Below are 24,590 nucleotides of genomic sequence, written 5' to 3' on the forward strand. Positions count from 1 at the left end.
CGCCATGTGGCCAGGAGAACAGCCGCCCGGGGGCGCGCAGAACCCGCAGAACAACCCGTACCAGCAACCGGGTTACCAGCAGCCGAATCCGTACCAGCAGCCCGGATACCAGCAGTACCCGCAGGCGAACCCGTACGGCCAGCAGCCGCAGTGGGGAGCGCCCGGCCCGGCCGGCGCGCCCCAGCCGGCGCAGCCGCCGCAGGGCGGAGGCGGGGGCAACCGGACGAAGATGATCGCCATCATCGCGGCCGCCGCGGTCGTCGTCGCCGCGGGTGTGACCGGATTCCTGGTGCTCGGCGACGGCGGCTCCAAGAAGGACGAGGCCGGCAACGGCAAGGGCAAGTCCACGGCCAGTCAGTCGCCGTCGGCGGACCCGTCGGCGTCCTCGTCCACGCCTGAGGACAACCCGCGTGGCAACGAGACCGAGAAGCCGGTCATCCCGGGCTGGAAGGTCGTCGTCAACCCGCGGTTCGGCACGGCCTTCGACGTCCCGGCGGACTGGGAGGTCGAGTCGACGGACACCTCCCGCTTCATGGAGGACCGCGCCGACGACAACAAGCTGATCACCTCCGTCGCCGCCCCGGCCGTGTACAAGTCGAAGTGGTGCACGGACGACTCCGACCACGACGGCAAGACCGACGACAACGCGCTGGCCGTCGCCGGCACGCGCGGCGAGAGCGGCGCGAAAAGCGAGGCAGACGCGGCGGTCACCCGCGTGCCCTGGTACGTCTACGGCGGCTACACCCAGCCCGACAAGAAGCACATCACCTTCGACAAGAAGGCCACGGCGTACACCACCAAGTCGGGCGTCAAGGGCGCCTACGCGTGGGCGCGGTCGACCAACACCCCGCAGAAGGGCAAGTGCGCGAGCGACGGCAAGGCCATCTCGTTCGCGTTCAAGAACTCGGCCGACGACATAGTGTCGTTCGACCTTTACGGCGCCAAGGGCGTGAGCCAGGAGCTCGACACCGCGACGATCATGAAGATCCTCAGCTCGGTGCGGCTGCACGGCGACCCGACGGACAGCTGACCGGACGGACACCGGTCGGACACCGGACGGACAGCTGACCGGACGGTCGGCCTACCGGACAGGCGGCGGACGGGGTGGGCCGCGGGCGGCCGGGAATCCGATTGGCAAGCCGGGCGGCGAACGGCGATAGTCGCCCGGTGACCTCCACCGCCGACACCCGCGACTCCTCCGCCGCCCGCCCAGGCAGACCCGCCCGGGCGGGCCGCAACTACACGCTGCTGACCTCGGCGGCCGTCATCACCGGCCTCGGTGCCAACGGCTCGCTGATCGCGGCCGCGTTCGCCGTGCTGGAGGCCGGCGGGGACGGCGGGGACGTGGGGCTGGTCGCCGCGTCCCGCACGCTGCCGCTGGTGGTGTTCCTGCTCATCGGCGGCGCGGTCGCCGACCGTCTGCCCCGGCACCGGGTGATGGTCGCCGCCAACGCCCTCAACTGCCTCTCGCAGGGGGCGTTCGCGCTGCTCGTGCTGGCCGGTGAGCCCCGGCTGTGGCAGATGATGCTGCTCACCGCGCTCGGCGGCACCGGGCAGGCGTTCTTCAGCCCGGCGGCCGAGGGCATGCTGATGTCCTCGGTGGAGGGGGAGCAGGCGGGCCGGGCGTTCGCCTTCTTCCGCATGGCCACCCAGGGCGCGGCGCTCGGCGGCGCGGCCCTGGGCGGCGCGCTGGTCGCGGCGGTGGGCCCCGGCTGGGTGCTCGCGTTCGACGCGGCGGCCTTCGCGCTCGCCGGGGCGCTGCGCTCGTTCCTCGACGTCAGCCACATCCCGCCGCGCGCCCCGGGCGAGGGCATGCTGGCCGACCTCCGGGAGGGCTGGCGGGAGTTCATTGGCCGGCCCTGGCTGTGGGGCATCGTCGTCCAGTTCTCGCTCGCCAACGCGGTGATCGGCGCGGCCGACGCCGTCTACGGCCCGCTCGTGGCCCGCGACAGCCTCGGCGGCGCGGGACCCTGGGGCCTCGCGCTGGGCGCGTTCGGCGCGGGCACGGTGGCGGGTGCCCTGCTGATGACCCGTTGGAAGCCACGCCGCCTGCTCCTCGCCGGCACCCTGTGCGTCTTCCCCCTGGCGCTGCCCTCGGCCGCGCTGGCCGTGCCGGTGCCGGTGGGTGTGCTGTGCGGGGTGATGTTCGTCGCCGGTACGACGGTGGAGGTGTTCGGCGTCTCCTGGATGACCGCGCTGCACCAGGAGGTACCCGAGGACAAGCTCTCCCGCGTCTCCGCGTACGACTGGTTCGGCTCGGTCTCGCTGATGCCGCTCGCCACGGCCCTGGCCGGGCCCGCCGAGACGGCTTTCGGGCGCACCGCCTCCCTGTGGGGTTGCGCGGTGCTGGTCCTCCTCGTCACCGCCCTGGTGCTCCTCATCCCCGACGTCCGCACGCTCACCCGCCGCACCGAGCGGGTCGCCGCGTCCCGGCCCGCGTCAGCCGACGCCGAACGCCCCGCCGGGGGGCTCGGGTGACGGTACGGCGTCCGTGTCGTCGACCGGGCGGGCGGAACCGATGAACTGCCGCAGTCCCGGGCCGTGTTCGACCCGTGCCGGGAAGACGTCGGCGGCGGTACGACGGGCCAGGGTGGCCGTGTCGAGGGGCCGGTGCGAGGCCACGAGAACCGCGTTGCCGAACCGCCGGCCGCGCAGCACGCCCGGCTCGGCGATCAGCGCCAGCTCCTCGAACACGGCGGCGAAGTTGGCAAGTTGGGATCGGAGGAAGCCGAACGGCGCCGCGTCCGCCAGGTTGGCCAGATAGACCCCGTCCGGGCGCAGCACCCGCTCGGCCTCCCCGGCGAACGCGAGCGAGGTGACGTGGGCCGGGATGCGGGACCCGCCGAACACGTCGGCGATCAGCACGTCGGCCGAGTCGTCGGAGGCGGCCTCGAGCCAGGCCCGGGCGTCGGCGGAGTGCAGCGCGACACCCGAGCCCTGCGGCAACGGCAGATGCTCGGCGACCAGCTCCAGCAGCCCCCGGTCGGCCTCCACGACGTCCTGCCGGGACCCGGGCCGGGTGGCCGCCACATACCGGGGCATCGTCAGCGCCCCGCCCCCGAGGTGCAGCACGTCCAGCGGCCGCCCCTCCTCGGCGACGGTGTCCAGCACGTATCCGAGCCGCCGCGCGTACTCGAACTCCAGATACGCCGGATCGTCGAGATCGACGTACGACTGCGGTGCCCCGTCGACCGTGAGCAGCCAGGCCCGCTCCCGATCGACGTCGGGCATCAACTTGGCGGTGCCGTAATCGACGTCCCTGGTGACAGGTATGGCTTCACTCACAGACCCATTGTCACCGGTACCGGCGACCCGTGGTCACCGGTACCGGCGGACACCGGAGGCGGAGGCATGCCTCGGGGGTGCGGGGCCTCAGCCCACGGAGGTGATCGTCCCGGCCCCCACGGTCCGGCCACCCTCACGGATCGCGAACCCGAGGCCCGCCTCCAACGGCACCTCCCGTCCCAGTTCCACGCTCATCTCCACCGTCTCGCCGGGCCGGGCGACGGCCGCCTCCCCCAGGTCGACGTCCCCCACCACATCGGCGGTACGGATGTAGAACTGCGGGCGGTACCCGGTGGACACCGGCGTCGTACGGCCGCCCTCGCGCCCGGACAGCACGTACACCCGTGCCGAGAACCGACGGCTGGGCACCACACTCCCCGGTGCCGCCACGACGTGCCCGCGCCGCACCGCGTCCCGCGGCACACCGCGCAGCAGCACGGCCACGTTGTCCCCTGCCTGCGCCTCGTCCATCGGCTTGCCGAAGGTCTCCAGCCCGGTGACGACGGTCTCCACGTCGGCGCCGAGCACCGCGACCCGGTCCCCCAGGCGGAGCGTCCCGCGCTCCACGGCGCCGGTGACGACGGTGCCGCGCCCGGTGATGGTGAGCACGTTCTCCACGGGCAGCAGGAACGGCGCGTCCAGGTACCGCTCGGGCATGGGCACGTAGGTGTCCACCGCGTCCAGCAGCGCCTCGATGGACGCCGTCCAGCGCGGGTCGCCCTCCAGGGCCTTCAGCCCGGAGACCCGTACGACGGGCACCGCGTCGCCCGGGTACCCCTGGGCGGTGAGCAGGTCGCGGACCTCCAGCTCGACCAGGTCGGACAGCTCCTCGTCCCCCGCGTCGGCCTTGTTGAGGGCGACGACGATGTGGTCGACGCCCACCTGCCGGGCGAGCAGCACGTGTTCGGCGGTCTGCGGCATGATCCCGTCGAGCGCGGAGACGACGAGGATCGCCCCGTCGAGCTGCGCGGCGCCGGTGACCATGTTCTTCACGTAGTCGGCGTGGCCCGGCATGTCGACGTGGGCGTAGTGCCGGGTGTCGGTCTCGTACTCGACGTGCGCGATGTTGATGGTGATGCCGCGGGCGGCCTCCTCCGGGGCCCGGTCGATGCGGTCGAACGACACGTACCGGGTGGTGCCGCCGGTGCCGCGCTCGGCGAGGACCTTGGTGATGGCGGCGGTCAGGGTGGTCTTGCCGTGGTCGACGTGGCCCATCGTGCCGATGTTCAGGTGCGGCTTGGTGCGCACGTATGCCGTTTTGGACATGGCTGTACCTCGAAGCCTCTCAGCCGTACGGAAATGCGGGGACCCCGAGGACTCGCCGACCCTCCCCCTGCGGGGTCCGCCGGACGATCCGGAGAGGGTCAGCTTCGGGCGCCGTCGACAGCGGCCAGGAGAACCGGAACGGCAGCCTTCGGCGCATCCGCGACCGCGGATGCTGCGAGGAGGAAGGCGTGCCGGAACATGACGCCGATCATGGCGGACGCGCTGTCCCACGTCGAATGGTTTTTCTTTCAACGCTGCGCCCCGCGTGCCGGTTGGCACGCGTGGTGACGAGGGTTGCGGCCGCTGCCGTACGGGCGTTACCTGGAAGTACCGGCGGTGAAGCGAGCGCCTGTGGGACCGCGGAGATGTCCGAGGCCCACGTCTCCCGTGCGTCTTCGGCCGTGCCCCTCCGTCCCTCCCTCGCCCCCCTCGCCGCCTTCAACCGGCGCTCTACGCGGAGGTGACAGAGGTGAAAGCCGTCGTCTACGAAGAACCCTTCAGCGTGGTGGTGAAGGACGTCCAGGACCCGGGCATACAGCACCCGAACGATGTGCTCGTACGGGTCACGTCGTCCGCGATATGCGGCTCGGACCTCCACATGTACGAGGGCCGCACGGCGGCCGAGGCGGGCATCGTCTTCGGACACGAGAACCTCGGCATCATCGAGGAGGTCGGCAGCGGCGTGACCTCCCTGTCCGTGGGCGACCGCGTCGTGATGCCCTTCAATGTCGCCTGCGGATTCTGCAAGAACTGTCTTGCCGGAAAGACCGGCTTCTGCCTGACGGTGAACCCCGGATTCGCGGGCGGAGCCTACGGCTACGTGGCGATGGGCCCCTACAAGGGCGGCCAGGCCGAGCTGCTGCGCGTGCCCTTCGCCGACTTCAACTGCCTGAAGCTGCCTCCGGGCAACGAGTTCGAAACGGACTTCGTGCTGCTCGCCGACATCTTCCCGACCGGCTACCACGGATGCGAACTCGCCCAGGTCTCCCCCGGCGAGAGCGTGGCCGTCTTCGGCGCCGGACCCGTGGGCCTGATGGCGGCCTACTCCGCGCTGCTGCGCGGTGCGTCGAAGGTGTTCTCGGTCGACCGGGTGCCCGAGCGGCTGGCCAAGGCCGAGGAGATCGGGGCCATCCCGATCGACTTCACCAAGGGCGACCCGGCGGAGCAGATCAAGGAACAGACGAACGGAGAGGGAACCGACAAGGGCGTGGACGCCGTCGGCTACCAGGCCCAGGCACACGACGCCAGCCACGAGGAACCCGCCATCGTCCTCAACGAGCTGGTCATGACCGTACGCCCCACCGGCATGCTCGGCGTGCCGGGTCTGTACGTGCCCTCGGACCCGGGCGGTCCCGACGAGCACGCCAAGCACGGTCAGCTGCTGGTCTCCATCGGCAAGATGTTCGAGAAGGGCCAGCAGATGGGCACCGGTCAGTGCAACGTCAAGCGGTACAACCGCCAGCTGCGCGACCTGATCATCGCCGGGCGGGCCAAGCCCAGCTTCGTGGTCTCGCACGAGCTGCCGCTGGAAGAGGCGCCGCAGGCGTACGAGAAGTTCGACAAGCGGATCGAGGGATACACCAAGGTGGTCCTGCATCCCGGTCACGCCCTCGCGGCGTGAGTCACGGGTCCGGGCGCGCACAGGCGCCCGGACCTCGCTTCGCTGTGACGGTGCCGCGACACACTCGTCGGCGATCACACGTGTTCGTCGGATAGTGTCACCGGATGCTCGATGCCAACCGCTCTGGCACCGCCATGGCCTCTCCCCGGGCCGCCGCCACGGAGCTCGCCGTCGCCGCCCCCGCGGCCGTGCCCGTCCCGCCCCGCTCACGCGTGGCCTTTGCCGCCCGCTGCACGCGCGCGCTGTCGTCCCCGTACGCCCGGCTGTCGCTGCTGTTCGCGCTGCTCGCGGGGGGCGGTGTGTGCGTGCTGCTGTTCGAGCCGCAGCGGCTGCTGACACACGGCTGGCCGCCGGGGCTCGGCGGGGCCGCGGCGGCCGTGGTGTTCGGGGTGGCGTACGGGCTGTGCACGGTGGTGTTCGTGCCGCGCCCCCTGCTCAACCTGGCGGCGGGGGCGCTGTTCGGCTCCCAGCTGGGGCTGACCACGGCGCTGGCGGGCACGGTGCTCGGCGCCGGGGTGGCCTTCGGGCTCGGCCGGGTGCTCGGGCAGGACGCGTTGCGCCCGCTGCTGCGCGGCCGCTGGCTGAAGGCGGCCGACGGCCAGCTCAGCCGGCACGGGTTCCGGTCGATGCTGGCGGCGCGGCTGTTCCCCGGCGTGCCGTTCTGGGCGGCGAACTACTGCGCCGCCGTGTCCCGGATGCGCTGGCTGCCGTTCCTGCTGGCCACGGCGCTCGGCTCGATCCCGAACACGGCCGCCTACGCGGTCGCCGGCGCCCGTGCCTCGGCGCCGACCTCCCCCGCCTTCCTGATCGCGATGGCCGCCATCGCCGTCCCGGCGCTCGCCGGCACGGTGGTGGCCTGGCGCAAGCGCCACCACCTGCGCGGCCGCTGATCAGCCCGGTGTGATCGCGCCCGACCGATCACCCCGGTGCGATCGCACCCGTCCGATCACCCCGGTGTGATCGCGCCCGGGTCCGGGGCATCACGTCCGAGTCCGGGTCAGGTGACACCGGTCGTCCCACCCGTGATCCGTCAGACGCCTTCCAGGATCATCGCGTTGGCGAGGCCGCCCGCCTCGCACATGGTCTGCAGGGCGTAACGGGCTCCGCGTGCGCGCATCGCGTGGACCAGGGTGGTGGTGAGGCGGGTGCCGCTGGCGCCGAGGGGATGGCCGAGGGCGATGGCGCCGCCGTGGACGTTGACCTTGGCGAGGTCGGCGCCGGTCTCCTGCTGCCAGGCCAGGACGACGCTGGAGAAGGCCTCGTTGATCTCGAAGAGGTCGATGTCGTCGAGGTTCAGCCCGGCCCGGCGCAGCACCTTCTCGGTCGCCGGGATCACGCCGGTCAGCATGAGCAGCGGGTCGGATCCGGTGACGGCGAAGCTGTGCAGGCGGGCCAGCGGGCGCAGGCCGAGCCGGGCCGCGGTCTCGCTGGAGGTGATCAGCACGGCGGAGGCGCCGTCGTTGATCGGGCTGGCGTTGCCCGCGGTGATGTTCCACTCGATCTGCGGGAAGCGCTCGGCGAAGGTGGGGTCGTAGTAGGCGGGCTTGAGGCCGGCGAGGATCTCCGGGGTGCTGCCGGGCCGTACGCACTCGTCGCGGGCCACGCCGTCCAGCGGGGCGACCTCGGCGTCGAAGAGGCCCGCCTGCCACGCGGCGTCGGCCTTGTGGTGCGAGGAGACCGCGAACTCGTCCATGCCCGCGCGCGTGAGGGACCACTTGGCGGCGATGAGTTCGGCGCTGACGCCCTGCGGGACCAGGCCGTCCGGGTAGCGCTCGGCGACGCCCGGGCCGAAGGGGTCCTTGCCCGCAGGCACGTTGGACCACATCGGCACCCGGCTCATCGACTCCACACCGCAGGCGACGACGAGGTCGTACGCGCCGGAGATGACGCCCTGCGCGGCGAAGTGCACGGCCTGCTGGGAGGAGCCGCACTGCCGGTCCACGGTGGTCGCCGGGACCGACTCGGGCAGGCCGGCCGCGAGGACGGCGTACCGGGTGGTGTTCATGGCCTGCTCGCCGACCTGGTCGACGGTGCCGCCGATGACGTCGTCGATCAGCGCCGGGTCCACGCCGGAGCGCTCGACCAAGGTGCGCAGGGTGTGGGCGAGGAGCTGCACGGGATGGACGTGGGCGAGGGAGCCGTTCGGCTTGCCCTTGCCGATGGGGGTGCGTACGGCTTCGACGATCACTGCGTCGCGCATGGCGCGGGCCTCCTTGGCGGCCTGGCTGTCCGTAGCGGGCCAGGACAGCTACTGGTGAGTAGGAAATCCAAACTCACCATAACGCCCTAGGTTGGAAAATCAAACCCTCATTTAGACTGCCTCCATGGCCGCCACGAAAGACCCGCGCCCCTGCTCCATCGCCGACGCCCTCGCACTGGTCGGCGAGAAGTACTCCCTGCTCGTCCTGCGCGAGGTCTTCCTGGGCAACGGCCGCTTCGACCAGCTCGTGCGCAACATCGGCGCCCCGCGCGACGTCCTAGCCGCCCGGCTGCGCCGGCTCGTGGACGCCGGGATCCTCACCAAGCGCGCCTACAGCGAGCGCCCGCAGCGCTTCGAGTACCGGGCCACGCCGGCGGGGCTGGAGCTGGAGCCGGTCCTGATGACGCTGAAGGAGTGGGGCGACCGGCATCTGCGCAAGGGCGCCGATCTGCCCATGGTCATCGAGCACAGCTGCGGCAACGAGCTGGTCCCGGTCGTCACCTGCCGGTCCTGCGGCGACGAGGTACGGCACGCGGACCTCACGGCCCACCCCCAGGCTCCCGGCTGGACGATCACCGGCCCCACAGCGGCGTGATGCTCCGCCGCCCCTTCGAGGTGCTGCCCAACCCCCGTACCCGGCAGGCCGGCAGGGCCCGCTAGGCTGCCTTCGTCACATGATCACCTCGTCTTTCCTTCAGCACTTGGACGTCGTACCTCCATGTCTTGGTTTGAATCCCTCGTCCTCGGACTCGTCCAGGGGCTGACGGAGTTCCTCCCTGTCTCCTCCAGCGCGCATCTGCGGCTGACCGCGGCCTTCTCGGGCTGGGACGACCCCGGCGCGGCCTTCACGGCGATCACCCAGATCGGCACGGAGACGGCGGTGCTGATCTACTTCCGCAAGGACATCGGGCGGATCATCTCGGCATGGTTCCGGTCGCTGTCCGACCGGGCGATGCGCCACGACCACGACGCCCAGATGGGCTGGCTGGTGATCGTCGGCTCGATTCCGATCGGTGTGCTCGGCGTGACACTCAAGGACCAGATCGAGGGGCCGTTCCGCGATCTGCGGATCACGGCGACGATGCTCGTCGTCGTCGGCGTGGTGATCGGCATCGCCGACCGTATGGCGGCCCGCGACGAGACCGGCGGCCGGCACCGAGCGCCCAAGCAGCGCAAGACACTTGAGAACCTGAGCGTCAAGGACGGCCTGATCTACGGCCTCTGCCAGGCGTGCGCCCTCGTCCCGGGCGTCTCCCGCTCCGGCGCCACCATCAGCGGCGGCCTGTTCATGGGCTACAAGCGCGAGGCCGCGGCCCGCTACTCCTTCCTGCTGGCCGTCCCGGCCGTGCTCGCGTCCGGCGTGTTCGAGGTCAAGGACTCGCTGGACGGCGGCGAAGTGGCCTGGGGCCCGACCCTGTTCGCCACGGCGATCGCGTTCGGGTCGGGATACGCGGTCATCGCCTGGTTCATGAAGTGGATCTCCAACAAGAGCTTCATGCCGTTCGTCTGGTACCGCGTGGCCCTCGGCGTCGTCATCATCGCCCTGGTCAGCGCGGGTGTGCTCAGCCCCCACGCCGCCGAGTCGGCCGACTGAGACGGCGGGACGACCTCCATCCCGTCCCCAACGACTCGAAGGCCCCCGCGTGTTGAACGCGGGGGCCTTTCCGTCATGCGGCTACTCGGTGACGTGGAAGCCGTGCCGCTCGCCGAGCTTCTTCAGCGAGGTCATGCCGGGGATGCCGTCGGCCGACTTCCCCGTGTAGCCGAGGCGCCGCTGCCACTGCGCGTACGCGCTGATCGTCAGCGTCCCGAACGAGCCGTCCACGTACGCCGCCTCGAGCAGTTTCTCCGCCTTCAGCGCCCGCTCCACGACCAGGACTTCCGCCTTGTGCGTGGTGTGCCCCTGCGGTGCGGCCGGGTCCTTCTTCGCCGCCGCCACCACGTGCGCCAGCGACACCTTCGAGGTGGACGGCTTCGGCGGGCGGGGCGCGGTCTCGAAGAGGTCGGGCATCGGGCCCGGGTCGACGTGGTCGTTGCCGGGGATCTGGTGATGACCGTAGTGGCCACCGTGGTGGAGCCAGGTGTCGAGGGGGACGGTGTCGCGGGCGAACGCGGTCGGCGGGCCGCCGGGCCAGGTGTCCGGGATGCCGAAGCCGCGGAGCCACGTCACGATCTCGCCGAGGCCCTTGCAGGGCGTCTCGCGCACGGAGGCGTAGCGCTTGCCGTTCACGGTTTCACCGGCGGTGAAGACGACCTCGATCTGGATGCAGTAGGCGCCGGTCCGGTTCGTCTTCAGCGCGCCGTCGTTCAGGAGTGCCATGGAGCGGGAGTTGGCGGGGAAGAACTGGGCGATCTGCCCGGTGAACGGGTCCCACAACAGGTGCGGCGCCACGCCTGCCCCGCCGCCGGTGAACCAGCCGAGCTCGTTGGCGAACGTCCAGTCCTTCGAGTTGCTGGTGGTGTGCCAGACAGCCCGCGCGGGACCGCCGTTCATCGCCCCGGTGTTGCCGAGCGAATGCCGGGCCGCGCCGGGCATCCACAGGTCGACCATGGTCAGCCTTCTCTCTGTCAGCCGTCAGACGACTCTCGTTAACGTCATCGGTTCTCCGTACGGTTCGTCCACGGATCCCCCAGGGTGTGCGACTGAATCATGCGTGTCCGTGGGCCGGTTGTGCAGGCGAGTTTCGGAGTCGTGACAGGAGGGACGGCTTCGCGACAAAGCGGGACTTGAGCCACCGCCGGTGTCGTGGCCGCGCGCACGGGGACCGACGCGACAGTGACCGATCCCCTACGGTGTGCGTAGCCGCGCGGTAGCGCAGTGTCAGTGCTTGCCCCTAGGCTTGTCCGCATGTCCCCCGATTCCATGCCCCTTGGTTCCGTGCGGTCTGCCGCCGAAGTGAACGAGCAGATCCGGGCGTTGTGGCTGCGTGCGGGCGGAACCCTCTCGGCCCAGGAGCGCGCGGAGTACGAGCTGCTGGTGGTCGAGTGGGCGGCGGCCATCCGCGAGGAGATCATCGAGGCGGCCTAGTTCCGCCACGACGCCAGGGGCTCCCCCGACCCCACCGCCCACACCTCGGGAGGCGGCGGGCGACCTCCCCTCAGCGTCCGCCCGCCACGCGCAGCACCGCCCCCGTCGTGTAGGACGCGTCCGGCGACAGCAGCCAGGAGATGGCCGCGGCGACCTCCTCCGCCCGGCCGGGACGGCGCAGAGGGGTGATCGCGGCGGCTCGGTGGGGACGGTCGGGGTCGCCCATCGCCGCGTGGATCTCGGTGTCGATCACGCCGGGCGCCACGGCGTTCACCCGGACGCCGTCGGGACCCAGTTCCTTGGCGAGGCCCACGGTCAGGGCGTCGACGGCCGCCTTGGTCGCCGCGTAGTGCACGTACTCGTCCGGGCTGCCGAGCGTGGCCGCAGCCGAGGAGACGTTGACGATCGCGCCGCCGCCGCGCCCGGTCATCAGCCGGGCGGCAGCACGTGAACACAGCAGCGTGCCCAGCAGGTTGACGTCCACGACCCGGCGCAGCACGGCCGTTTCGGTGTCGATGAGGCGCCCCAGCGGCCCCGTCACGCCGGCGTTGTTCACCAGCCCGGTCACCGGGCCCAGTTGCTCCTCGGCCACCGCGAACAGCCGCTCCACATCGGCCTCCACAGAGGTGTCGACCCGTACGGTCACACAGCGCGCGCCCGCCGCGCGCACCTCCTCCGCGACCCCTTCGGCGGGCTCCGCGTCCCGCACGTACCCGACGGCCAGGTCGTGCCCGTCCGCCGCGAGCCGACGGCAGGTCGCGGCACCGATGCCCCGGCCGCCGCCCGTGACGACGGTGATCGAACGTGCCATCGGGTCCTCCTGAGCCGGCACCGAATCCTCCTGACATGACGAACGCGCCCAAGATCGAGAGCCTACGCCCGCAGACGCGTGAGTACCCCGTCGGCCACCGGATACGGCCGCTCCTCGGGCAGCAGCCGCACCGCACGACCGAGCCACCCCTCCCGACCGGCACGGCAGCGGACCGTTCGAGCCGAGTGGATATCGAGACAGGCCATCGCAGCGCGGGTCGGTGAACTCCGTGAGTATGGGATCGACCAGCCGACGCGAGACCGACTATGCGGCCTTCGGCTGTCTCTTCGGAGTGCGCAACTACGCAGGCTTTCGACCGCTCGCACCCGACCGTGGCCTTCCTGACGATCTGTCGAGTGGGTTGCAATCGCATTTGGGGTCCTCGGTCGCAGCGGGCGCCCTGCACAGCGCCAGCTGGGTCAGCTGGGCGGAGCTTGCTGTGATGGATCTCGCGACCGAGCCTGATCACTTCATCGGTCGGCTGACCTGGCGCACGAAGTCGCTGAAACGCACTGGCAACATGTCTTCGCCGTGATGAAGGCTTTGGCCGACCGCTTCGGTGATGACGGGGTCCGCCTCGTCGTTGCGTTCGACTGACCGCACGGAGCCTCTCACCTCAGGACCCACGGGCCATCCGCTCGCCCAGGCAGCCAACTGCTTCGGCCCGCGAGCCGAGCCGGCAGGGCTCGTCCTGCACGTCTCAAACCCGGCGGGTTAGTCGTTGCCCGTGCTGCGTGTCCACAGGGAGATGTCGCTACTCGTCGCTACGGCAATGGTCTTTCCGGAGGGCGAAAACCCGACTGCTCGGAGTTCGGAGTAATCGGAATGGAAGATGTGCCACCACCGCTCTCCGTGTGGGCCGGCGTGGGGCAGCCCACCATCGGTGGACAGCAGGACACGATCGTTCGGCCAGGCCGGGGTGACGACCTCCAGGGTCCAGCCGTCCGCGGTGGTGGTGTGCAGCCCTCCGCCGAAGAGTCCTGCGATGCGTACGCGACTTCCGGTGATCGGACCCAGTCCGGGGCAGGACAGGTCGGCAACCGCGTCAGGGGTGCTGTCCTCGGGGTCGGGGTCGCGATCCCTGGCGATCTTCGCCCCCGTAACGGCATCGAACAGTCCGTGACCGTCGTGGGAGACGGCCATCACGAGATCATGGCCACTTTCGGGATGCGTCGCGAAGCCGATCCCGAGAAGCCCGCCGACAGGGACGCAGGACTCGAAGACGGGCTGCCAGGGCTCAGGAGCGGGCACCACAGAAGCCGCGAGAAGCCGGTTCCGCATCGCCCGCTGGTACGCCGAGAGCTCCGGCTCATACTCCGACTGCTCGAGGGGAGCCGCCTTCTTCGTCCACTTCATCACGGCTCCATGATCCACGCTTCGGCAGGCTCGTCCAACGGAGTTGACGTGACGCTGCCGTGACCGGGGCCGGGCGCCACTCGCCCTGCGCGTCTTTCCGGAGAACTGCTTCGGTCCCTACCGGACGTTGTGGCATCGCGACCCGAGTGCCGGCTGGTCGATTCACGTCGACGGGCCACGACTGGACACCGCGTGCCCCAGGTACTACGGCGCCGCCTGCGACCACACAGGCCATGCCCGGATCGGGCTCACGTGGGCGGGCCCTGCCACCTTGCGGGTGACGATGGATTCCCCCTCCTTGGACTGGACCCTCACCGCCTCGGCGACACGACTCCTCGGTCTCCTCAATGGCATCAGTGGGGCGCTGCCGCTCGCCACCTGGCGCCCCCGACTTCTGGTCCGGGCGCGCGAGCGTCTGGCCCGTGCGCTGGGAATGGGGGACCTCCAGCTGTCCGGCACGATGCCGAGCGGTCACACCGGAACGCTCATGCCACAGCGGATGTACTTCGTCGACGACTCGCATGCCACATTCGACGGCGTCGACCTCGGGCGCCCGGTCCGGCTGAGGGAGAACCCGCGCATCGGTGACGCGCCTCTGCCGGCGCGCGGCATTCTCGCCATCGGCCAGGCGGTATGGGAGATTCTCGACCCGGCGGAATACGAGCGCACTCGTACCGAGACCGCCCGAGATCTCGCCATACCGGGAGAGGGCAGTGCGTGACGGCGCCCTCCTCTTGGCTGAATGCTCGGCACGCCTCTTGGCTCCTGGCCGCCGGTGCCCAACACTGTGCCGATGACGCAGCGTGTGGAGCTGGCGACGGTGATGGATCGGCTGGCCGTGGACGAGCTGGTCACCGCGTACGCGATGGCGGTGGACGACGGTGACTGGGTGGCGTACCGCGGACTGTTCACGGCGGACGGGCGGGCGGACTACCGTTCGGCCGGCGGCATCGAGGGTGACGCGGAGCGGGTGGCCGGGTGGCTCGCCGAGAGTCTGGACATGTTCGAGATGCGACAGCATCTGATCGTCAACCGGCATGTGCGGTTCGGGATCCTGGATCACGACACCGGGGACACCGCCCGGATCCGGGCCGACTACCTCAACCCCATGCGGTTCGACGGTTCGGGCGCGCCGGACCTGGTGTGCGGCGGCCGGTACGACTTCGGGCTGCTGCGCACGGCGGACGGCTGGCGGCTGACCGAGGTCGTCGTGCACGAGAAGTGGCGCCGCCTGCCCGACGGCGGCCCGGCCGCCGCGACCGGCCGGCCCGGCTGATCCGGCCCGGTACCAGGCCCTCTGTCGGAGATCGCGTCCGGCGCGCACACTGGAGGAAGCCCCCTGGTAGGGAGACTCCGTATGAGGATGATCGACCGCTGGCCGGCCTCCCTGTGGCGGCGCTCCTGCGCCGCCGCCCTCGCGGGTGCCCTGCCCGTCCTCGCGTTCCCGGCGCCGGCCCTGTGGTGGTTCGCCTACGTGGCGCTGGTCCCCTGGATCCTGCTGGTCCGCTCGGCGCCGACCGGGCGGCGGGCGGCGTTCGACGGCTGGTGGGGCGGTTTCGGGTTCATGGTGGCGATGCATCACTGGCTGCTGCCGAGCCTGCACGTGTTCATCTTCCTGATCGCCGCGCTGCTGGGCGCGCTCTGGGCGCCCTGGGGGTGGCTGGTCCGCCGGTTCCTGGGCGGCAGACCCTCGCCGGGGCGGGGCGTGGCCGCGGTGCTGGTGCTGCCGTCGGCGTGGCTGGCGGTGGAGCTGGTCCGCTCCTGGCAGGGGCTCGGCGGGCCCTGGGGCATGCTCGGTGCCAGCCAGTGGCAGGTCGGCCCGGCGCTGCGGCTGGCCTCGGTGGGCGGGGTGTGGCTGCTCAGTTTTCTGGTGGTGGCGGTCAATGTGGCGGTCGCCATGCTGGTGGCCGTGCGCGAGTTCCGGATACCCGCCCTCGCCTCCCTCGTCGCCACGGCCGCCGCCACCTCGGCGGCCTGGGTGTGGTCACCCCGCCCGGACGTGCACGGAGGCGTCCGGATCGCTCTCGTACAGCCCGGCGTCATGGGCGGCGCGGACCGGCGCTTCGACCACGAGGAGGAGCTGACCCGGCAGCTGGTCGGGCAGCACGTGGACCTGGTCGTCTGGGGCGAGAGCAGCGTCGGCTTCGACCTGGGCCGGCGGCCGGACCTGGCGTGGCGGATCGCGGCGCTGTCCCGGGCGACCGGTGCGGACATCCTGGTCAATGTGGACGCCCGCCGCTCGGACCGGCCCGGCATCTACAAGAGTTCGGTCCTGATCGGCCCGGACGGACCGACCGGCGACCGGTACGACAAGATGCGCCTGGTTCCGTTCGGGGAGTACGTCCCGGCCCGCTCCCTGCTCGGCTGGGCCACCTCCGTGGGCAAGGCGGCGGGCGAGGACCGCCGGCGCGGCACCGAGCAGGTCGTGATGGACGTCGGGCACGGGCTGCGCGTCGGACCGATGATCTGCTTCGAGACCGCGTTCCCCGACATGAGCCGGCATCTCGCCGAGGACGGTGCCGACGTCCTCCTCGGCCAGTCCGCGACGTCGACCTTCCAGCACAGCTGGGCCCCGGAGCAGCACGCCTCACTGGCCGCGCTGCGGGCCGCCGAGACCGGCCGCCCGATGGTGCACTCCACGCTGACCGGCGTCTCCGCCGTCTACGGCCCCGGCGGACAGCGCCTCGGCCCGTGGCTCGGCACCGGCGCGAGCACCGCGCGGGTGTACGACGTACCGCTCGCGCACGGTGTCACGCCGTACGTCCGCTACGGCGACTGGCCGGTGCACGGGGCGCTGCTGATGCTGGCCGGGTGGTCCGCGGCCGAGGGGGTGCGGGCGCTCAGGCTGCGCCGGAGCGGTCCACGACCGCTCGCACGACCCGCTCGCAGAGTTCGTGAGTCTCCAGTGCGTCCCGGGCACTGAGCACCTTGCCGGCCCGGACCGCGTCGAGGAAGGCGAGGACCGCCTGCTCGATGCCGCGCTGCCGGGCCACCGGCACCCAGTCGCCGCGCCGGCGCAGCGTCGGCTGTCCCTTGTGGTCGACGACCTCGGCGAGGTTGATCACCTGGCGCTTGGTGTCCTGTCCGGAGACCTCCAGGATCTCCTCGTTCGAGCCGCTGAGCCGGTTCATCACGCCGAGCGCGGTGAAGCCGTCACCGGCGAGCTGGAGCACGACGTGGTGCAGGAGGCCGCCCTCGATGCGGGCGCGCACGGTGACGTCGTCGACCGGGCCCGGGGCCAGGAAGCGCAGGGTGTCGACGACATGGATGAAGTCGTCCAGGATCATCGAGCGCGGTTCCTCGGGCAGCCCGACCCGGTTCTTCTGCAGGAGGATCAGGTCCCGCGCGTGGTCGAGGCACTGGGCGTACGCGGGGGCGTAGCGCCGGTTGAAGCCGACGAAGAGCGAGACGCCCTGCCGTTCGGCGAGGGCCACCAGTCGTTCGGAGTCGGTGAGTTCGTAGGCGAGCGGCTTGTCCACGTAGGTGGGCACGCCCGCTTCCAGGAGCCGGGTGACGATCTCCGGGTGGGCGGTGGTGGGCGCGTGCACGAAGGCCGCGTCGAGGCCCGCGTCCAGGAGGGAGTCGAGGGTGGCGTGCCGGCGCTCCTCGGGCAGGTGCAGCGCGTCGGCGACGCGGGTGAGGGTGGCCGGGGTGCGGGTCTGGAGGTGGAGGTCGACCTCGGGCTGTGCCCCGAGCACCGGGAGGTAGGCCTTCTGCGCGATGTCGCCGAGTCCGATGCAGCCGACCTTCACGTGAACTCCCCTACCGCTTGCCTGCTGATGCCTCCTCGGAAGCATACGGCGGCCGCCAGTCGGCGATGCCGTCGAATCCGCGCAGGAACAGCGCGGGGCCGGCCTTGGACAGCGCGGCGATCGCGGTGTCGCGCACGGCGCAGGCGACGCGGCCGCGCGCCATGTTGAGGCGGCCCACCTTGACGGCCTGGCGGGCGATCGCGGTGGTGCGCGGGAGCCGGGCGGCGGTGTAGGCGGCGAGGTCGTGGCTGTGGTGGGCGAGGACGACGGCGTCCTCGACGGCCTGGTTGCCGCCCTGGCCGAGGGTCGGCGGCATGGCGTGGGCGGCGTCGCCGAGGAGGGCGACCCGGCCGGCGTGGTAGGCGGGCAGGGGCTGGGCGATGTGGTGGACGTCGTGGCGGAGCACGTCCTCGGGGCGGGCGGCGGCGATGACGGCGGGGATCGGGTCGTGCCAGTCGCCGTACCGGCGCAGGAGTTCGGCCTTCTCGTCGTCGGGTGCGCGTTCCCCGGCCGGGGTCATGGCGGCCGCGTAGGCGTAGACCCGGCCGTCCTTGAGCGGGTGGGTGCCCCAGATGTGGCCCCGGCCCCAGGTCTCGTGCGAGGCGAACGCGACGCCGGGCACCGGGATCAGGACCCGCCAGGTGGTGAACCCGGAGTACGCCGTTCCCGGGTGGGCGGGGAAGAGCGCGCCGCGCACGCGGGAGTTGATGCCGTCGGCGCCGACCACCAGGTCGGCCTCCAGCTCCTCGTCTGCGGTGCTGACGCGGGCGGGCCGGGCAGTGTCGCCGGGGTCGGCGAGGCGCGCTTCGGCGGCGGTGCGGACGGCGCCGGCCGGGAGTAGGGCGGCGAGGCGGTCGACGAGGGTGGTGCGGGGCAGCAGGACCAGCGGTCCGCCGAACCGGGCCTCGGCGGCCTCGGCGCTGGAGCGGGAGAGCCAGCGCCCGCTCGGGGTGCGCAGGCCTCCGTCGCCCTGCCAGGCGGCCAGGTCGCGGATGTCGTCGCCGATGCCGAGGACGTCCAGGGCGCGCAGGGCATTGGGGGCGAGCGAGATGGCGGCGCCGACCGGCTCCAGCGAGCGGGCCCGCTCCAGCACGGTGACGTCCCAGCCGCTCCGGTGCAGGGCGGCCGCCGCGGCCAGGCCCCCGATCCCGCCGCCGACGACGACCGCGCGCCGCTGCTGTGCCATGACTCCTCCTCATCCTCGGTACTACAGCTGTAGTGAGCACGACTGTACTACAGCCGTAGTGAGACGGATAGGGTCACCTCATGTCCGCACACACCCCGGGCGCCCTGCCCGGCCGCACCCCGGGCCTCACGCCCAGCCCCACTCCGAGCGCCTCCCGCGCCGACCTCGTCGCCGACACCGCCCTCGCCCTGCTCGCCGAGCGCGGGATGCGCGGGCTGACGCACCGGGCCGTGGACGAGGCGGCCGGGCTGCCGCAGGGCTCGACGTCGAACGTGGCGCGCACCCGGCAGGCGCTGCTGGAACTCGCGGTACGGCGGCACGCCGAGCGGGAGGCGCGGGTGCTGGCGGTGGCGGAGATGCCGGACCCGACAGGCGGACTCGAGGCGCTGGCCGACGGCCTGGCCCTCGCCGTGCACCGCTCCCTGACCCAGGGCCGCGAGCTGCTGATCGCCCGCTACGAACTGGCCCTGGAGGCCACCCGCCGTCCGGAGCTGCGGGCCTTCTACGACCGGACCGGCGCCGTCTTCAAGGAACAGCTGGCCGCGATGCTCACCGCCGTCGGCTCCCCCGACCCGGCCCGGCATGTGCTGTCCCTGGTCGCCTGGGCGGACGGGCTGATGTTCTCGTGCGCGGCGGGGTCGTTCAGCACCGAGGTGCCGGGGCTGGAGGAGATCCGGGCCGGGCTGCGGGAGCTGCTGGCGGGAATGCTCCGGCCCTGAATTGACTGGCCCAGCCTTGCGGCGTCGGTCATGATGCGGACATGACGATCAAGCGGGAAGAGCCCGCCATCCACGCCGACGAACGCACCATGCTGGAGGGTTGGCTCGACTACCACCGCCAGACCCTCGTCTGGAAGTGCGAGGGCCTGACCGACGCCCAGCTGCGCACCAGGTCCGTACCGCCCTCCGAGTTGTCGCTGCTGGGCTTGGTCCGGCACCTGGCGGAGGTCGAGCGGTTCTGGTTCCACGAGGTGCTCCTCGGCGAGGACCCGGGCGTCCTGTACTGCACCGAGGAGGACCCGGACGGCGACTTCCACTTCACGGAGGCCGACACCTGGGAGGAGACGTACGCCACCTGGCAGGCCGAGGTCGACGCGGCCCGGCGCAACGCCGCCGGCCTCGCGCTCGACGACTTCTCCAAGGGCACGAGCAGGTCCACCGGTGAGCCCTTCAATCTCCGCTGGATCTACACCCACATGATCGAGGAGTACGCCCGGCACAACGGCCACGCCGACCTCGTCCGCGAGCGGCTCGACGGCAGCACCGGCGACTGAACGTCACCTTCCGTCCCCCAGGTCCCTCCGTGCGGGGCACGAGATCACTCCTGTGGGGGCATTACCGTCCGGTCCACGGTGCCAAGGCGGGGGCCGACCCAGCAGAGTTGCGCGGGTGCATCGAACGACGACCACCGCAGCGCTCCTGGTCACCGTGGCCGTGTCGGCCCTCTCCGGCTGTGTGACGGTACAGCGCCCGGCGACACCCGGTCCACCACCGGACACCGTGCCCTCACAGCCGACGGCACCCCGGCCGGACGGCAGCGCACAGCCACGGGTCGTGCAGGCACCCGCGCAGGAGGCACTGAAGATGGTCGGCCCGTCCCGGCGCCCGCGGACCGGCGAGCCGGACGCCCCGCACCGGGAGCCGGCGGCGCCGACGGCCACGCACCGGCCGCCCGCCCTGGCCGCGGCGCCCCGTTCCCGGCCGCACCCCGACCACCCTGACCGCCCGGACCACCCTGCCCACGCCCGCCGGCAGAAGGCCGGCATTCCGGGCATCTCCCAGCCCGTCCCGAAGGCACCGGACGTGTGCGCCCTCGGCAAGAAGTACGGAGGCTGGCGCAAGGACAGCCCCGAGGCCGTGATCTGCGAGCAGACGTACGGCCATTGACCCGGCAGCACTCGAACACGTCGGGGTGTCCGGCCGCTACCGGGTCGGCCGCTGCCTCGGCGGCCCCCACCCGTCGCCCTCCGGTGTGCCGTCCTCCCGCAGGCGCAGTTCCAGCCGGCTGATGGCCGCCCGTACGCCCGCGCCGTAGCCGTCGTCGGCGAGCGCGCCGGACGCGCGGCGGGCCAGAGTGAGATGGCTGCGGGCGGCGTCGCAGCGGCCCAGCTTCAGATAGTCGGCGGCGAGATTGAGATACAGCGAGGGATAGAAGCCGCGGACCGCCGAGGGGTCGGCACCGGGCCGGCCGTCGGTCAGTTCCTCGGCCGCCGACAACGCCCTGAGGTCCCAGGCCAGTTCGTCGGCCGGGTCGTCCTGGGTGTCGGCCAGATAGTGCGCCAGGGTGCAGCGGTGGAGCGGGTCCCCGGCCTCGCCCATCTCCGTCCAGAGGTCCAGGAGGCGGCGCCTGGCCTCCTCGCGGTCACCGCCGTGATGCAACATCACGACCTGCCCGATCCGCGTCAGCACGGCATCCGGGGCCGTCTGCTCCTGTCGCTCCGCCACCGCGTCCTCCGGACCGTCGTCGGCCGTGTCCTCGGCCGTCCGTCCGGCCGGCCGTGTCACCGGCCGTCTCGTCGGCCGTCTGCTTCGACGCTAGCCGCAGGTACCGGCAAACCCGGGCAGGCGGCCCCGTACGGATCGGCGCCGTGCCCGGTCGGCGGCGCGGACCGGGCCGGGGGCCGGTCCGCGCGCCTCACGGCCCGGTCAGCCCAGGTCGGGGATGCGCCAGTCGATCGGCTGGTGGCCTTGCCGGGCGACGGCCTCGTTGATCTGGGTGAACGGGCGGGAGCCGAAGAACTTCTTCGCGGACAGCGGCGAGGGGTGCGCGCCCTTCACGACCACGTGCCGGGTCTCGTCGATCAGCGGGAGCTTCTTCTGCGCGTAGTTGCCCCACAGCACGAAGACCGCCGGGTCGGGCCGGGAGGCCACCGCGCGGATCACCGCGTCCGTGAACTTCTCCCAGCCCTTGCCCTTGTGCGAGTTGGCCTCGCCGGCCCGGACGGTGAGCACCGCGTTGAGCAGCAGGACGCCCTGCTGGGCCCACGGCATCAGATAGCCGTTGTCCGGGATCGGCAGGCCCAGCTCCTCGTGCATCTCCTTGTAGATGTTCCGCAGGGAGGGCGGGGTCTTCACCCCCGGGCGGACGGAGAAGCACAGGCCGTGGCCCTGCCCCTCCCCGTGGTACGGGTCCTGGCCGAGGACGAGGACCTTGACCTGCTCGTACGGCGTCGCGTCCAGGGCGGCGAAGACCTCCTCGCGCGGCGGATAGACGGGACCCTTCGCCCGCTCCTCCTCGACGAACTCGGTCAGCTCCTTGAAGTAGGGCTGCTGCAGTTCGTCACCCAGAACCCCGCGCCAGGACTCGGGCAGCATGGAGATGTCGGTCACGTCAACGTCCTCACGGTGTCAATCAACTACGGCGTGCGGTCACTTCCAGGTATCAGAACCTACAGGCGACCACTGACAACCGGTGCCGCGAGGCCGCTCACCAGCTCGTCTTGCGGTGCAGCGTCCACATCATCATGATCGTCGAGGGGTCGAGGGCCTGCTCGCCGCCGGAGATGTCGTCGCTGGCGGCCACGTACTGCCGGCCCTGCCACAGCGGGATCAGCCGGGCGTCGGTCACCAGGATCTGCTGGGCCTCCTCCAGGTCCTTCACCACCTTGGCCCGGTCGCTCTGCGCGCGCGAGCGGGGCAGCAGCACCGAGGTGATCTGCTTGGACGGGTAGGGCGTGCCGAGCGCGTTCTGCTCGCCGACGAAGGGCGCGATGAAGTTGTCCGCGTCGGGGAAGTCCGGGAACCAGCCGCGGCCGAACACCGGGTACTCGCCCTTCTGGTAGCCGACCACGTAGGTCTTCCAGGGGCGGCTCTTCAGGGTGATCGTGAACAGTCCGGAGTCCTCCAGCTGCCGCTTCAGCTCCTGGAACATCAGGGCCGTCTCGGAGCCGTAGCGGTCGGTGGTGTACCAGAAGGTGAGCGGGACGCGCTGGTGGATGCCCGCCTCCGACAGGATCGTGCGGGCCTTGGAGACGCTCGGGTCGCCGAAGTGGTCGAAGAACGAGGTGGCGTGGCCGGTCAGACCCTTGGGGACCATCGAGTACAGCGGGTCCACGGTGTCCTTGTAGACCTTGTGCGCGATCGCGCCGCGGTCGACGATCTGGGCGACGGCCTCGCGCACCGCGGGCTCCTTGGCCCAGGCGTCCTTGGGGTTGAACACCAGGTAGCTGATGTCCGTGCCGGCGCCGTCGACCAGTTGCAGGTCGGTGTTGCCGTTCTTCTGCAGCTCGATGATGTCGTCGGCGGCCAGGCCTCGGTAGGTGACGTCGATCCGCTTCTCGTGCAGCGCCTTGACCATGGACGCGGAGTCCTGGAAGTAGCGGATGGTGACCGCGTCGTTCTGCCGCTTGGCGAAGCCCTGGTACCGGTCGTTGCGGACCAGGACGGCCTTCTGGCCCTCCTCGTAGGACTCCAGCCGGTAGGGGCCGGAGCCGTCGACGCCGCCGTCCTTGCGCAGGGAGTTGGCGGGGTAGTCCTTCGGGTCGACGATCGACATGGCCGGGGTGGCCAGCACGAAGGGGAAGGTGGCGTCGGACTTGTTGAGGTGGAAGACGACCTCGCGGTCGCCGACGGTCTCCACCCGGTCCAGGCTGCCCAGCAGCCCGGCGGGACCGCTGGGGGCGTTGATGGTGCGGATGCGGTTGATGGAGTGCTGGACGGCCTTCGCGTCGAGCGTGTCGCCGTTGGCGAACTTCAGCCCGGCGCGCAGCTTGCAGCTGTAGGTGCGGCTGCCGGAGTCGGTGAAGCGGCACCTCTCGGCGGCATCGGGCTCGGGGGTCGTGGCGCCGCTCGGGTAGGCGACCAGCGTCTGGTAGATGTTGCGGAACAGCTCCCAGGAACCGTCCCAGGAAGCGGCCGGGTCCAGCGTGCTGGGGGCACTGGTCGTCCCGACGACGATGGGTCCCTTGTCGTTCGGGTCGCCGTTGGAGAACAGACCGCAGCCGGCCACCAGGGATATGGACGCGATCGCCGCGATCCTCCGCAGAAATCGGTTCCGGTTGAACACGCGCACGCTCCTCGATCTGCCATACCAAGGGTCGGCAGACCATACCGCAGCGTTCGGCCCCCTGAACCTCCCCCGAAGCACACCTTCTTGATCGATTGAGCGATGACGACGTTGTCATCGCGCTGTCCGGCGCCCGAAACGCGTTTCGGGCGCCGTTCCGCTGGGAAACGACGCCCGAACGAGACGACCGGTCGATCCGGTCGAGGGCTAGGGGGTGTCGTCTGGATCAGGCCGGCTCCGGCCGACCGAGCTTCCGCGACGCCGGGATGATCCGGACGACACCCCCTAGGTCAGGCCACGCCGGCGTTGAGGAAGAGACCGCCGTCCACGACGAGCGTCTGACCGGTGATCCAGTCGGACTGCTCGGAGGTGAGGAACGCGGCCGCCCCGCCGATGTCGGAGGGCACGCCGAGCCGGCCGAGCGGGTAGGCCGAGGCCGCCTCCGCCTCGCGGCCCTCGTACAGGGCCTGCGCGAACTTGGTCTTGACGACGGCCGGCGCGATCGCGTTGACCCGCACCCTGGGCGCGAACTCGTGCGCCAGCTGCTGGGTCAGGTTGATCATCGCGGCCTTGCTGACGCCGTAGGCGCCGATGAACGGCGAGGGCGCGAGGCCCGCGATCGAGGCGATGTTGACGATCGCGCCGCCGTTGTCCTTCTGCCAGGCGTGCCAGGTCTTCTGGGCGAGGCCGAGCGCCGAGATCACGTTGGTCTCGAACACCTTGCGGGCGACGTCCAGGTCGAGGTCGGCGATCGGGCCGAAGACCGGGTTGGTGCCCGCGTTGTTGACCAGGAAGTCGACGCGGCCGAAGGCCTCCATGGCGCGCTCGACGGCCTCGCTCTGGTGGGCGAGGTCGTGTGCCTTGCCGGCGACGCCGATGACGCGCTCGGCGCCGAGCTGCTCGACGGCCTCCTTCAGGGCGTCCTCGTTGCGGCCGGTGATGACCACGCGGTCACCGCGGGCGACCAGCGCCTCGGCGACGCCGTAGCCGATGCCGCGGCTCGCGCCGGTGACGAGCGCGACCTTGCCGGAAAGCTCCGGGAGTTCAGTCATGTCAGTGTTCTCCGATGTCCCCGAGGTCC

The 24,590-nt window shown here is 71.4% G+C and carries 26 protein-coding genes; 14 read left to right on the forward strand and 12 right to left on the reverse strand.

The window, feature by feature from the left end:
* The first annotated feature begins 4 nt into the window (after nucleotides 1-4).
* Both ABZ865_RS37900 and ABZ865_RS37905 read left to right on the forward strand, forming a co-directional pair.
* A complete protein-coding gene (locus tag ABZ865_RS37900) occupies nucleotides 5-1,030 on the forward strand; it encodes a hypothetical protein (RefSeq protein ID WP_361240678.1) in 1,026 nt (341 codons plus the stop codon).
* 137 nt (nucleotides 1,031-1,167) lie between these two features.
* Nucleotides 1,168-2,478: an MFS transporter gene (locus ABZ865_RS37905; RefSeq protein WP_361240681.1), complete on the forward strand. Its 1,311-nt coding sequence runs from the start codon at nucleotides 1,168-1,170 to the stop codon at nucleotides 2,476-2,478.
* Here the strand turns inward: ABZ865_RS37905 and ABZ865_RS37910 are convergent.
* Nucleotides 2,440-3,285, reverse strand: coding sequence for a fused MFS/spermidine synthase (locus ABZ865_RS37910; protein WP_361240683.1), 846 nt, complete (start codon nucleotides 3,283-3,285; stop codon nucleotides 2,440-2,442). The two genes, ABZ865_RS37905 and ABZ865_RS37910, sit on opposite strands and share 39 nt — an antisense overlap.
* Nucleotides 3,286-3,372: 87 nt before the next feature.
* Nucleotides 3,373-4,551, reverse strand: coding sequence for an elongation factor Tu (tuf, locus tag ABZ865_RS37915; RefSeq protein WP_361240686.1), 1,179 nt, complete (start codon nucleotides 4,549-4,551; stop codon nucleotides 3,373-3,375).
* Between the two features lie 469 nt (nucleotides 4,552-5,020).
* On the opposite strand from tuf, the gene ABZ865_RS37920 reads away from it, so the two are divergent.
* A complete protein-coding gene (locus ABZ865_RS37920) occupies nucleotides 5,021-6,172 on the forward strand; it encodes a glutathione-independent formaldehyde dehydrogenase (protein WP_361240689.1) in 1,152 nt (383 codons plus the stop codon).
* 104 nt (nucleotides 6,173-6,276) lie between these two features.
* Entirely contained in the window at nucleotides 6,277-7,062 is a 786-nt protein-coding gene (locus tag ABZ865_RS37925; protein ID WP_361240692.1) for a VTT domain-containing protein, read from the forward strand.
* A 140-nt stretch (nucleotides 7,063-7,202) separates the two neighbouring features.
* On the opposite strand, the gene ABZ865_RS37930 is transcribed toward ABZ865_RS37925, so the two are convergent.
* The gene (locus ABZ865_RS37930) at nucleotides 7,203-8,372 is read right to left on the reverse strand and encodes a thiolase family protein (protein WP_361240695.1); all 1,170 of its coding nucleotides are present in this window, start codon (nucleotides 8,370-8,372) and stop codon (nucleotides 7,203-7,205) included.
* Between the two features lie 124 nt (nucleotides 8,373-8,496).
* Between ABZ865_RS37930 and ABZ865_RS37935 the strand changes: the two genes are divergently transcribed.
* On the forward strand, nucleotides 8,497-8,967 hold the full coding sequence (locus ABZ865_RS37935; protein ID WP_361240698.1) for a helix-turn-helix domain-containing protein: 471 nt from the start codon (nucleotides 8,497-8,499) through the stop codon (nucleotides 8,965-8,967).
* A 123-nt stretch (nucleotides 8,968-9,090) separates the two neighbouring features.
* On the forward strand, nucleotides 9,091-9,966 hold the full coding sequence (locus ABZ865_RS37940) for an undecaprenyl-diphosphate phosphatase (protein WP_361240701.1): 876 nt from the start codon (nucleotides 9,091-9,093) through the stop codon (nucleotides 9,964-9,966).
* A gap of 81 nt (nucleotides 9,967-10,047) precedes the next feature.
* Here the strand turns inward: ABZ865_RS37940 and ABZ865_RS37945 are convergent, their stop codons facing one another.
* Nucleotides 10,048-10,923 (reverse strand): endolysin, encoded by an 876-nt coding sequence (locus ABZ865_RS37945; protein WP_361240704.1) that lies wholly within the window; start codon nucleotides 10,921-10,923, stop codon nucleotides 10,048-10,050.
* Between the two features lie 297 nt (nucleotides 10,924-11,220).
* On the opposite strand from ABZ865_RS37945, the gene ABZ865_RS37950 reads away from it, so the two are divergent.
* Nucleotides 11,221-11,400 (forward strand): hypothetical protein, encoded by a 180-nt coding sequence (locus ABZ865_RS37950; protein WP_361240707.1) that lies wholly within the window; start codon nucleotides 11,221-11,223, stop codon nucleotides 11,398-11,400.
* Between the two features lie 70 nt (nucleotides 11,401-11,470).
* Here the strand turns inward: ABZ865_RS37950 and ABZ865_RS37955 are convergent, their stop codons facing one another.
* A complete protein-coding gene (locus ABZ865_RS37955; RefSeq protein ID WP_361240710.1) occupies nucleotides 11,471-12,211 on the reverse strand; it encodes an SDR family oxidoreductase in 741 nt (246 codons plus the stop codon).
* 235 nt (nucleotides 12,212-12,446) lie between these two features.
* On the opposite strand from ABZ865_RS37955, the gene ABZ865_RS37960 reads away from it, so the two are divergent.
* Nucleotides 12,447-12,746, forward strand: a complete 300-nt coding sequence (locus ABZ865_RS37960) for a hypothetical protein (protein ID WP_361240713.1) — start codon at nucleotides 12,447-12,449, stop codon at nucleotides 12,744-12,746.
* Nucleotides 12,747-12,925: 179 nt separating this feature from the next.
* Here ABZ865_RS37960 and ABZ865_RS37965 read toward each other — a convergent pair whose 3' ends face one another.
* Nucleotides 12,926-13,567, reverse strand: a complete 642-nt coding sequence (locus tag ABZ865_RS37965) for a hypothetical protein (protein WP_361240716.1) — start codon at nucleotides 13,565-13,567, stop codon at nucleotides 12,926-12,928.
* Nucleotides 13,568-13,865: 298 nt separating this feature from the next.
* Between ABZ865_RS37965 and ABZ865_RS37970 the strand changes: the two genes are divergently transcribed.
* The 3 genes from ABZ865_RS37970 (at nucleotide 13,866) to lnt (ending at nucleotide 16,490) form a co-directional block, all read left to right on the forward strand.
* Nucleotides 13,866-14,288 carry a hypothetical protein gene (locus tag ABZ865_RS37970; RefSeq protein ID WP_361240718.1) on the forward strand — a complete coding sequence of 141 codons (423 nt, stop codon included), beginning with the start codon at nucleotides 13,866-13,868 and terminating at the stop codon, nucleotides 14,286-14,288.
* Nucleotides 14,289-14,360: 72 nt separating this feature from the next.
* Entirely contained in the window at nucleotides 14,361-14,843 is a 483-nt protein-coding gene (locus ABZ865_RS37975) for a nuclear transport factor 2 family protein (protein ID WP_361240720.1), read from the forward strand.
* An 81-nt stretch (nucleotides 14,844-14,924) separates the two neighbouring features.
* Complete coding sequence (lnt, locus tag ABZ865_RS37980; protein WP_361240723.1) at nucleotides 14,925-16,490, forward strand: apolipoprotein N-acyltransferase; 1,566 nt, start codon at nucleotides 14,925-14,927, stop codon at nucleotides 16,488-16,490.
* On the opposite strand, the gene ABZ865_RS37985 is transcribed toward lnt, so the two are convergent.
* Complete coding sequence (locus ABZ865_RS37985; protein WP_361240726.1) at nucleotides 16,408-17,319, reverse strand: Gfo/Idh/MocA family oxidoreductase; 912 nt, start codon at nucleotides 17,317-17,319, stop codon at nucleotides 16,408-16,410. The two genes, lnt and ABZ865_RS37985, sit on opposite strands and share 83 nt — an antisense overlap.
* A gap of 10 nt (nucleotides 17,320-17,329) precedes the next feature.
* Entirely contained in the window at nucleotides 17,330-18,505 is a 1,176-nt protein-coding gene (locus ABZ865_RS37990) for an FAD-dependent monooxygenase (protein WP_361240729.1), read from the reverse strand.
* A gap of 80 nt (nucleotides 18,506-18,585) precedes the next feature.
* Here ABZ865_RS37990 and ABZ865_RS37995 point away from each other — a divergent pair, with 80 nt between their 5' ends.
* From ABZ865_RS37995 to ABZ865_RS38005, 3 genes are all read left to right on the forward strand, one after another.
* Nucleotides 18,586-19,224 (forward strand): TetR/AcrR family transcriptional regulator, encoded by a 639-nt coding sequence (locus tag ABZ865_RS37995; protein ID WP_361240732.1) that lies wholly within the window; start codon nucleotides 18,586-18,588, stop codon nucleotides 19,222-19,224.
* 41 nt (nucleotides 19,225-19,265) lie between these two features.
* Nucleotides 19,266-19,778, forward strand: a complete 513-nt coding sequence (locus tag ABZ865_RS38000) for a DinB family protein (protein WP_361240735.1) — start codon at nucleotides 19,266-19,268, stop codon at nucleotides 19,776-19,778.
* Between the two features lie 115 nt (nucleotides 19,779-19,893).
* A complete protein-coding gene (locus tag ABZ865_RS38005) occupies nucleotides 19,894-20,391 on the forward strand; it encodes a hypothetical protein (protein WP_361240738.1) in 498 nt (165 codons plus the stop codon).
* Nucleotides 20,392-20,427: 36 nt separating this feature from the next.
* Here the strand turns inward: ABZ865_RS38005 and ABZ865_RS38010 are convergent, their stop codons facing one another.
* From ABZ865_RS38010 to ABZ865_RS38025, 4 genes are all read right to left on the reverse strand, one after another.
* A complete protein-coding gene (locus tag ABZ865_RS38010; protein ID WP_361240879.1) occupies nucleotides 20,428-20,949 on the reverse strand; it encodes a hypothetical protein in 522 nt (173 codons plus the stop codon).
* A 201-nt stretch (nucleotides 20,950-21,150) separates the two neighbouring features.
* Complete coding sequence (gene ung, locus ABZ865_RS38015; RefSeq protein WP_361240741.1) at nucleotides 21,151-21,834, reverse strand: uracil-DNA glycosylase; 684 nt, start codon at nucleotides 21,832-21,834, stop codon at nucleotides 21,151-21,153.
* A 97-nt stretch (nucleotides 21,835-21,931) separates the two neighbouring features.
* Nucleotides 21,932-23,509 carry an ABC transporter substrate-binding protein gene (locus tag ABZ865_RS38020; RefSeq protein ID WP_361240744.1) on the reverse strand — a complete coding sequence of 526 codons (1,578 nt, stop codon included), beginning with the start codon at nucleotides 23,507-23,509 and terminating at the stop codon, nucleotides 21,932-21,934.
* A 290-nt stretch (nucleotides 23,510-23,799) separates the two neighbouring features.
* The gene (locus tag ABZ865_RS38025) at nucleotides 23,800-24,561 is read right to left on the reverse strand and encodes an SDR family oxidoreductase (RefSeq protein ID WP_361240747.1); all 762 of its coding nucleotides are present in this window, start codon (nucleotides 24,559-24,561) and stop codon (nucleotides 23,800-23,802) included.
* Nucleotides 24,562-24,590: the final 29 nt, after the last annotated feature.

This window comes from Streptomyces sp. NPDC047085 (assembly GCF_040643735.1).
Taxonomy (GTDB): domain Bacteria; phylum Actinomycetota; class Actinomycetes; order Streptomycetales; family Streptomycetaceae; genus Streptomyces.

Excerpts from the sequence above, each read along its gene's own strand:
- ABZ865_RS37990 (WP_361240729.1), bottom strand. The coding sequence starts at position 18,505 with ATGGCACAGCAGCGGCGCGCGGTCGTCGTCGGCGGCGGGATCGGGGGC.
- ABZ865_RS37925 (WP_361240692.1), top strand. The coding sequence starts at position 6,277 with ATGCTCGATGCCAACCGCTCTGGCACCGCCATGGCCTCTCCCCGGGCC.
- ABZ865_RS37940 (WP_361240701.1), top strand. The coding sequence starts at position 9,091 with ATGTCTTGGTTTGAATCCCTCGTCCTCGGACTCGTCCAGGGGCTGACG.
- ABZ865_RS37950 (WP_361240707.1), top strand. The coding sequence starts at position 11,221 with ATGTCCCCCGATTCCATGCCCCTTGGTTCCGTGCGGTCTGCCGCCGAA.
- ABZ865_RS37930 (WP_361240695.1), bottom strand. The coding sequence starts at position 8,372 with ATGCGCGACGCAGTGATCGTCGAAGCCGTACGCACCCCCATCGGCAAG.
- ABZ865_RS37955 (WP_361240710.1), bottom strand. The coding sequence starts at position 12,211 with ATGGCACGTTCGATCACCGTCGTCACGGGCGGCGGCCGGGGCATCGGT.
- ABZ865_RS37965 (WP_361240716.1), bottom strand. The coding sequence starts at position 13,567 with ATGAAGTGGACGAAGAAGGCGGCTCCCCTCGAGCAGTCGGAGTATGAG.
- ABZ865_RS38025 (WP_361240747.1), bottom strand. The coding sequence starts at position 24,561 with ATGACTGAACTCCCGGAGCTTTCCGGCAAGGTCGCGCTCGTCACCGGC.
- ABZ865_RS37960 (WP_361240713.1), top strand. The coding sequence starts at position 12,447 with ATGGGATCGACCAGCCGACGCGAGACCGACTATGCGGCCTTCGGCTGT.
- ABZ865_RS37935 (WP_361240698.1), top strand. The coding sequence starts at position 8,497 with ATGGCCGCCACGAAAGACCCGCGCCCCTGCTCCATCGCCGACGCCCTC.
- ABZ865_RS38000 (WP_361240735.1), top strand. The coding sequence starts at position 19,266 with ATGACGATCAAGCGGGAAGAGCCCGCCATCCACGCCGACGAACGCACC.
- ABZ865_RS37945 (WP_361240704.1), bottom strand. The coding sequence starts at position 10,923 with ATGGTCGACCTGTGGATGCCCGGCGCGGCCCGGCATTCGCTCGGCAAC.
- ABZ865_RS37975 (WP_361240720.1), top strand. The coding sequence starts at position 14,361 with ATGACGCAGCGTGTGGAGCTGGCGACGGTGATGGATCGGCTGGCCGTG.
- ABZ865_RS37995 (WP_361240732.1), top strand. The coding sequence starts at position 18,586 with ATGTCCGCACACACCCCGGGCGCCCTGCCCGGCCGCACCCCGGGCCTC.
- ABZ865_RS37900 (WP_361240678.1), top strand. The coding sequence starts at position 5 with ATGTGGCCAGGAGAACAGCCGCCCGGGGGCGCGCAGAACCCGCAGAAC.
- tuf (WP_361240686.1), bottom strand. The coding sequence starts at position 4,551 with ATGTCCAAAACGGCATACGTGCGCACCAAGCCGCACCTGAACATCGGC.
- lnt (WP_361240723.1), top strand. The coding sequence starts at position 14,925 with ATGAGGATGATCGACCGCTGGCCGGCCTCCCTGTGGCGGCGCTCCTGC.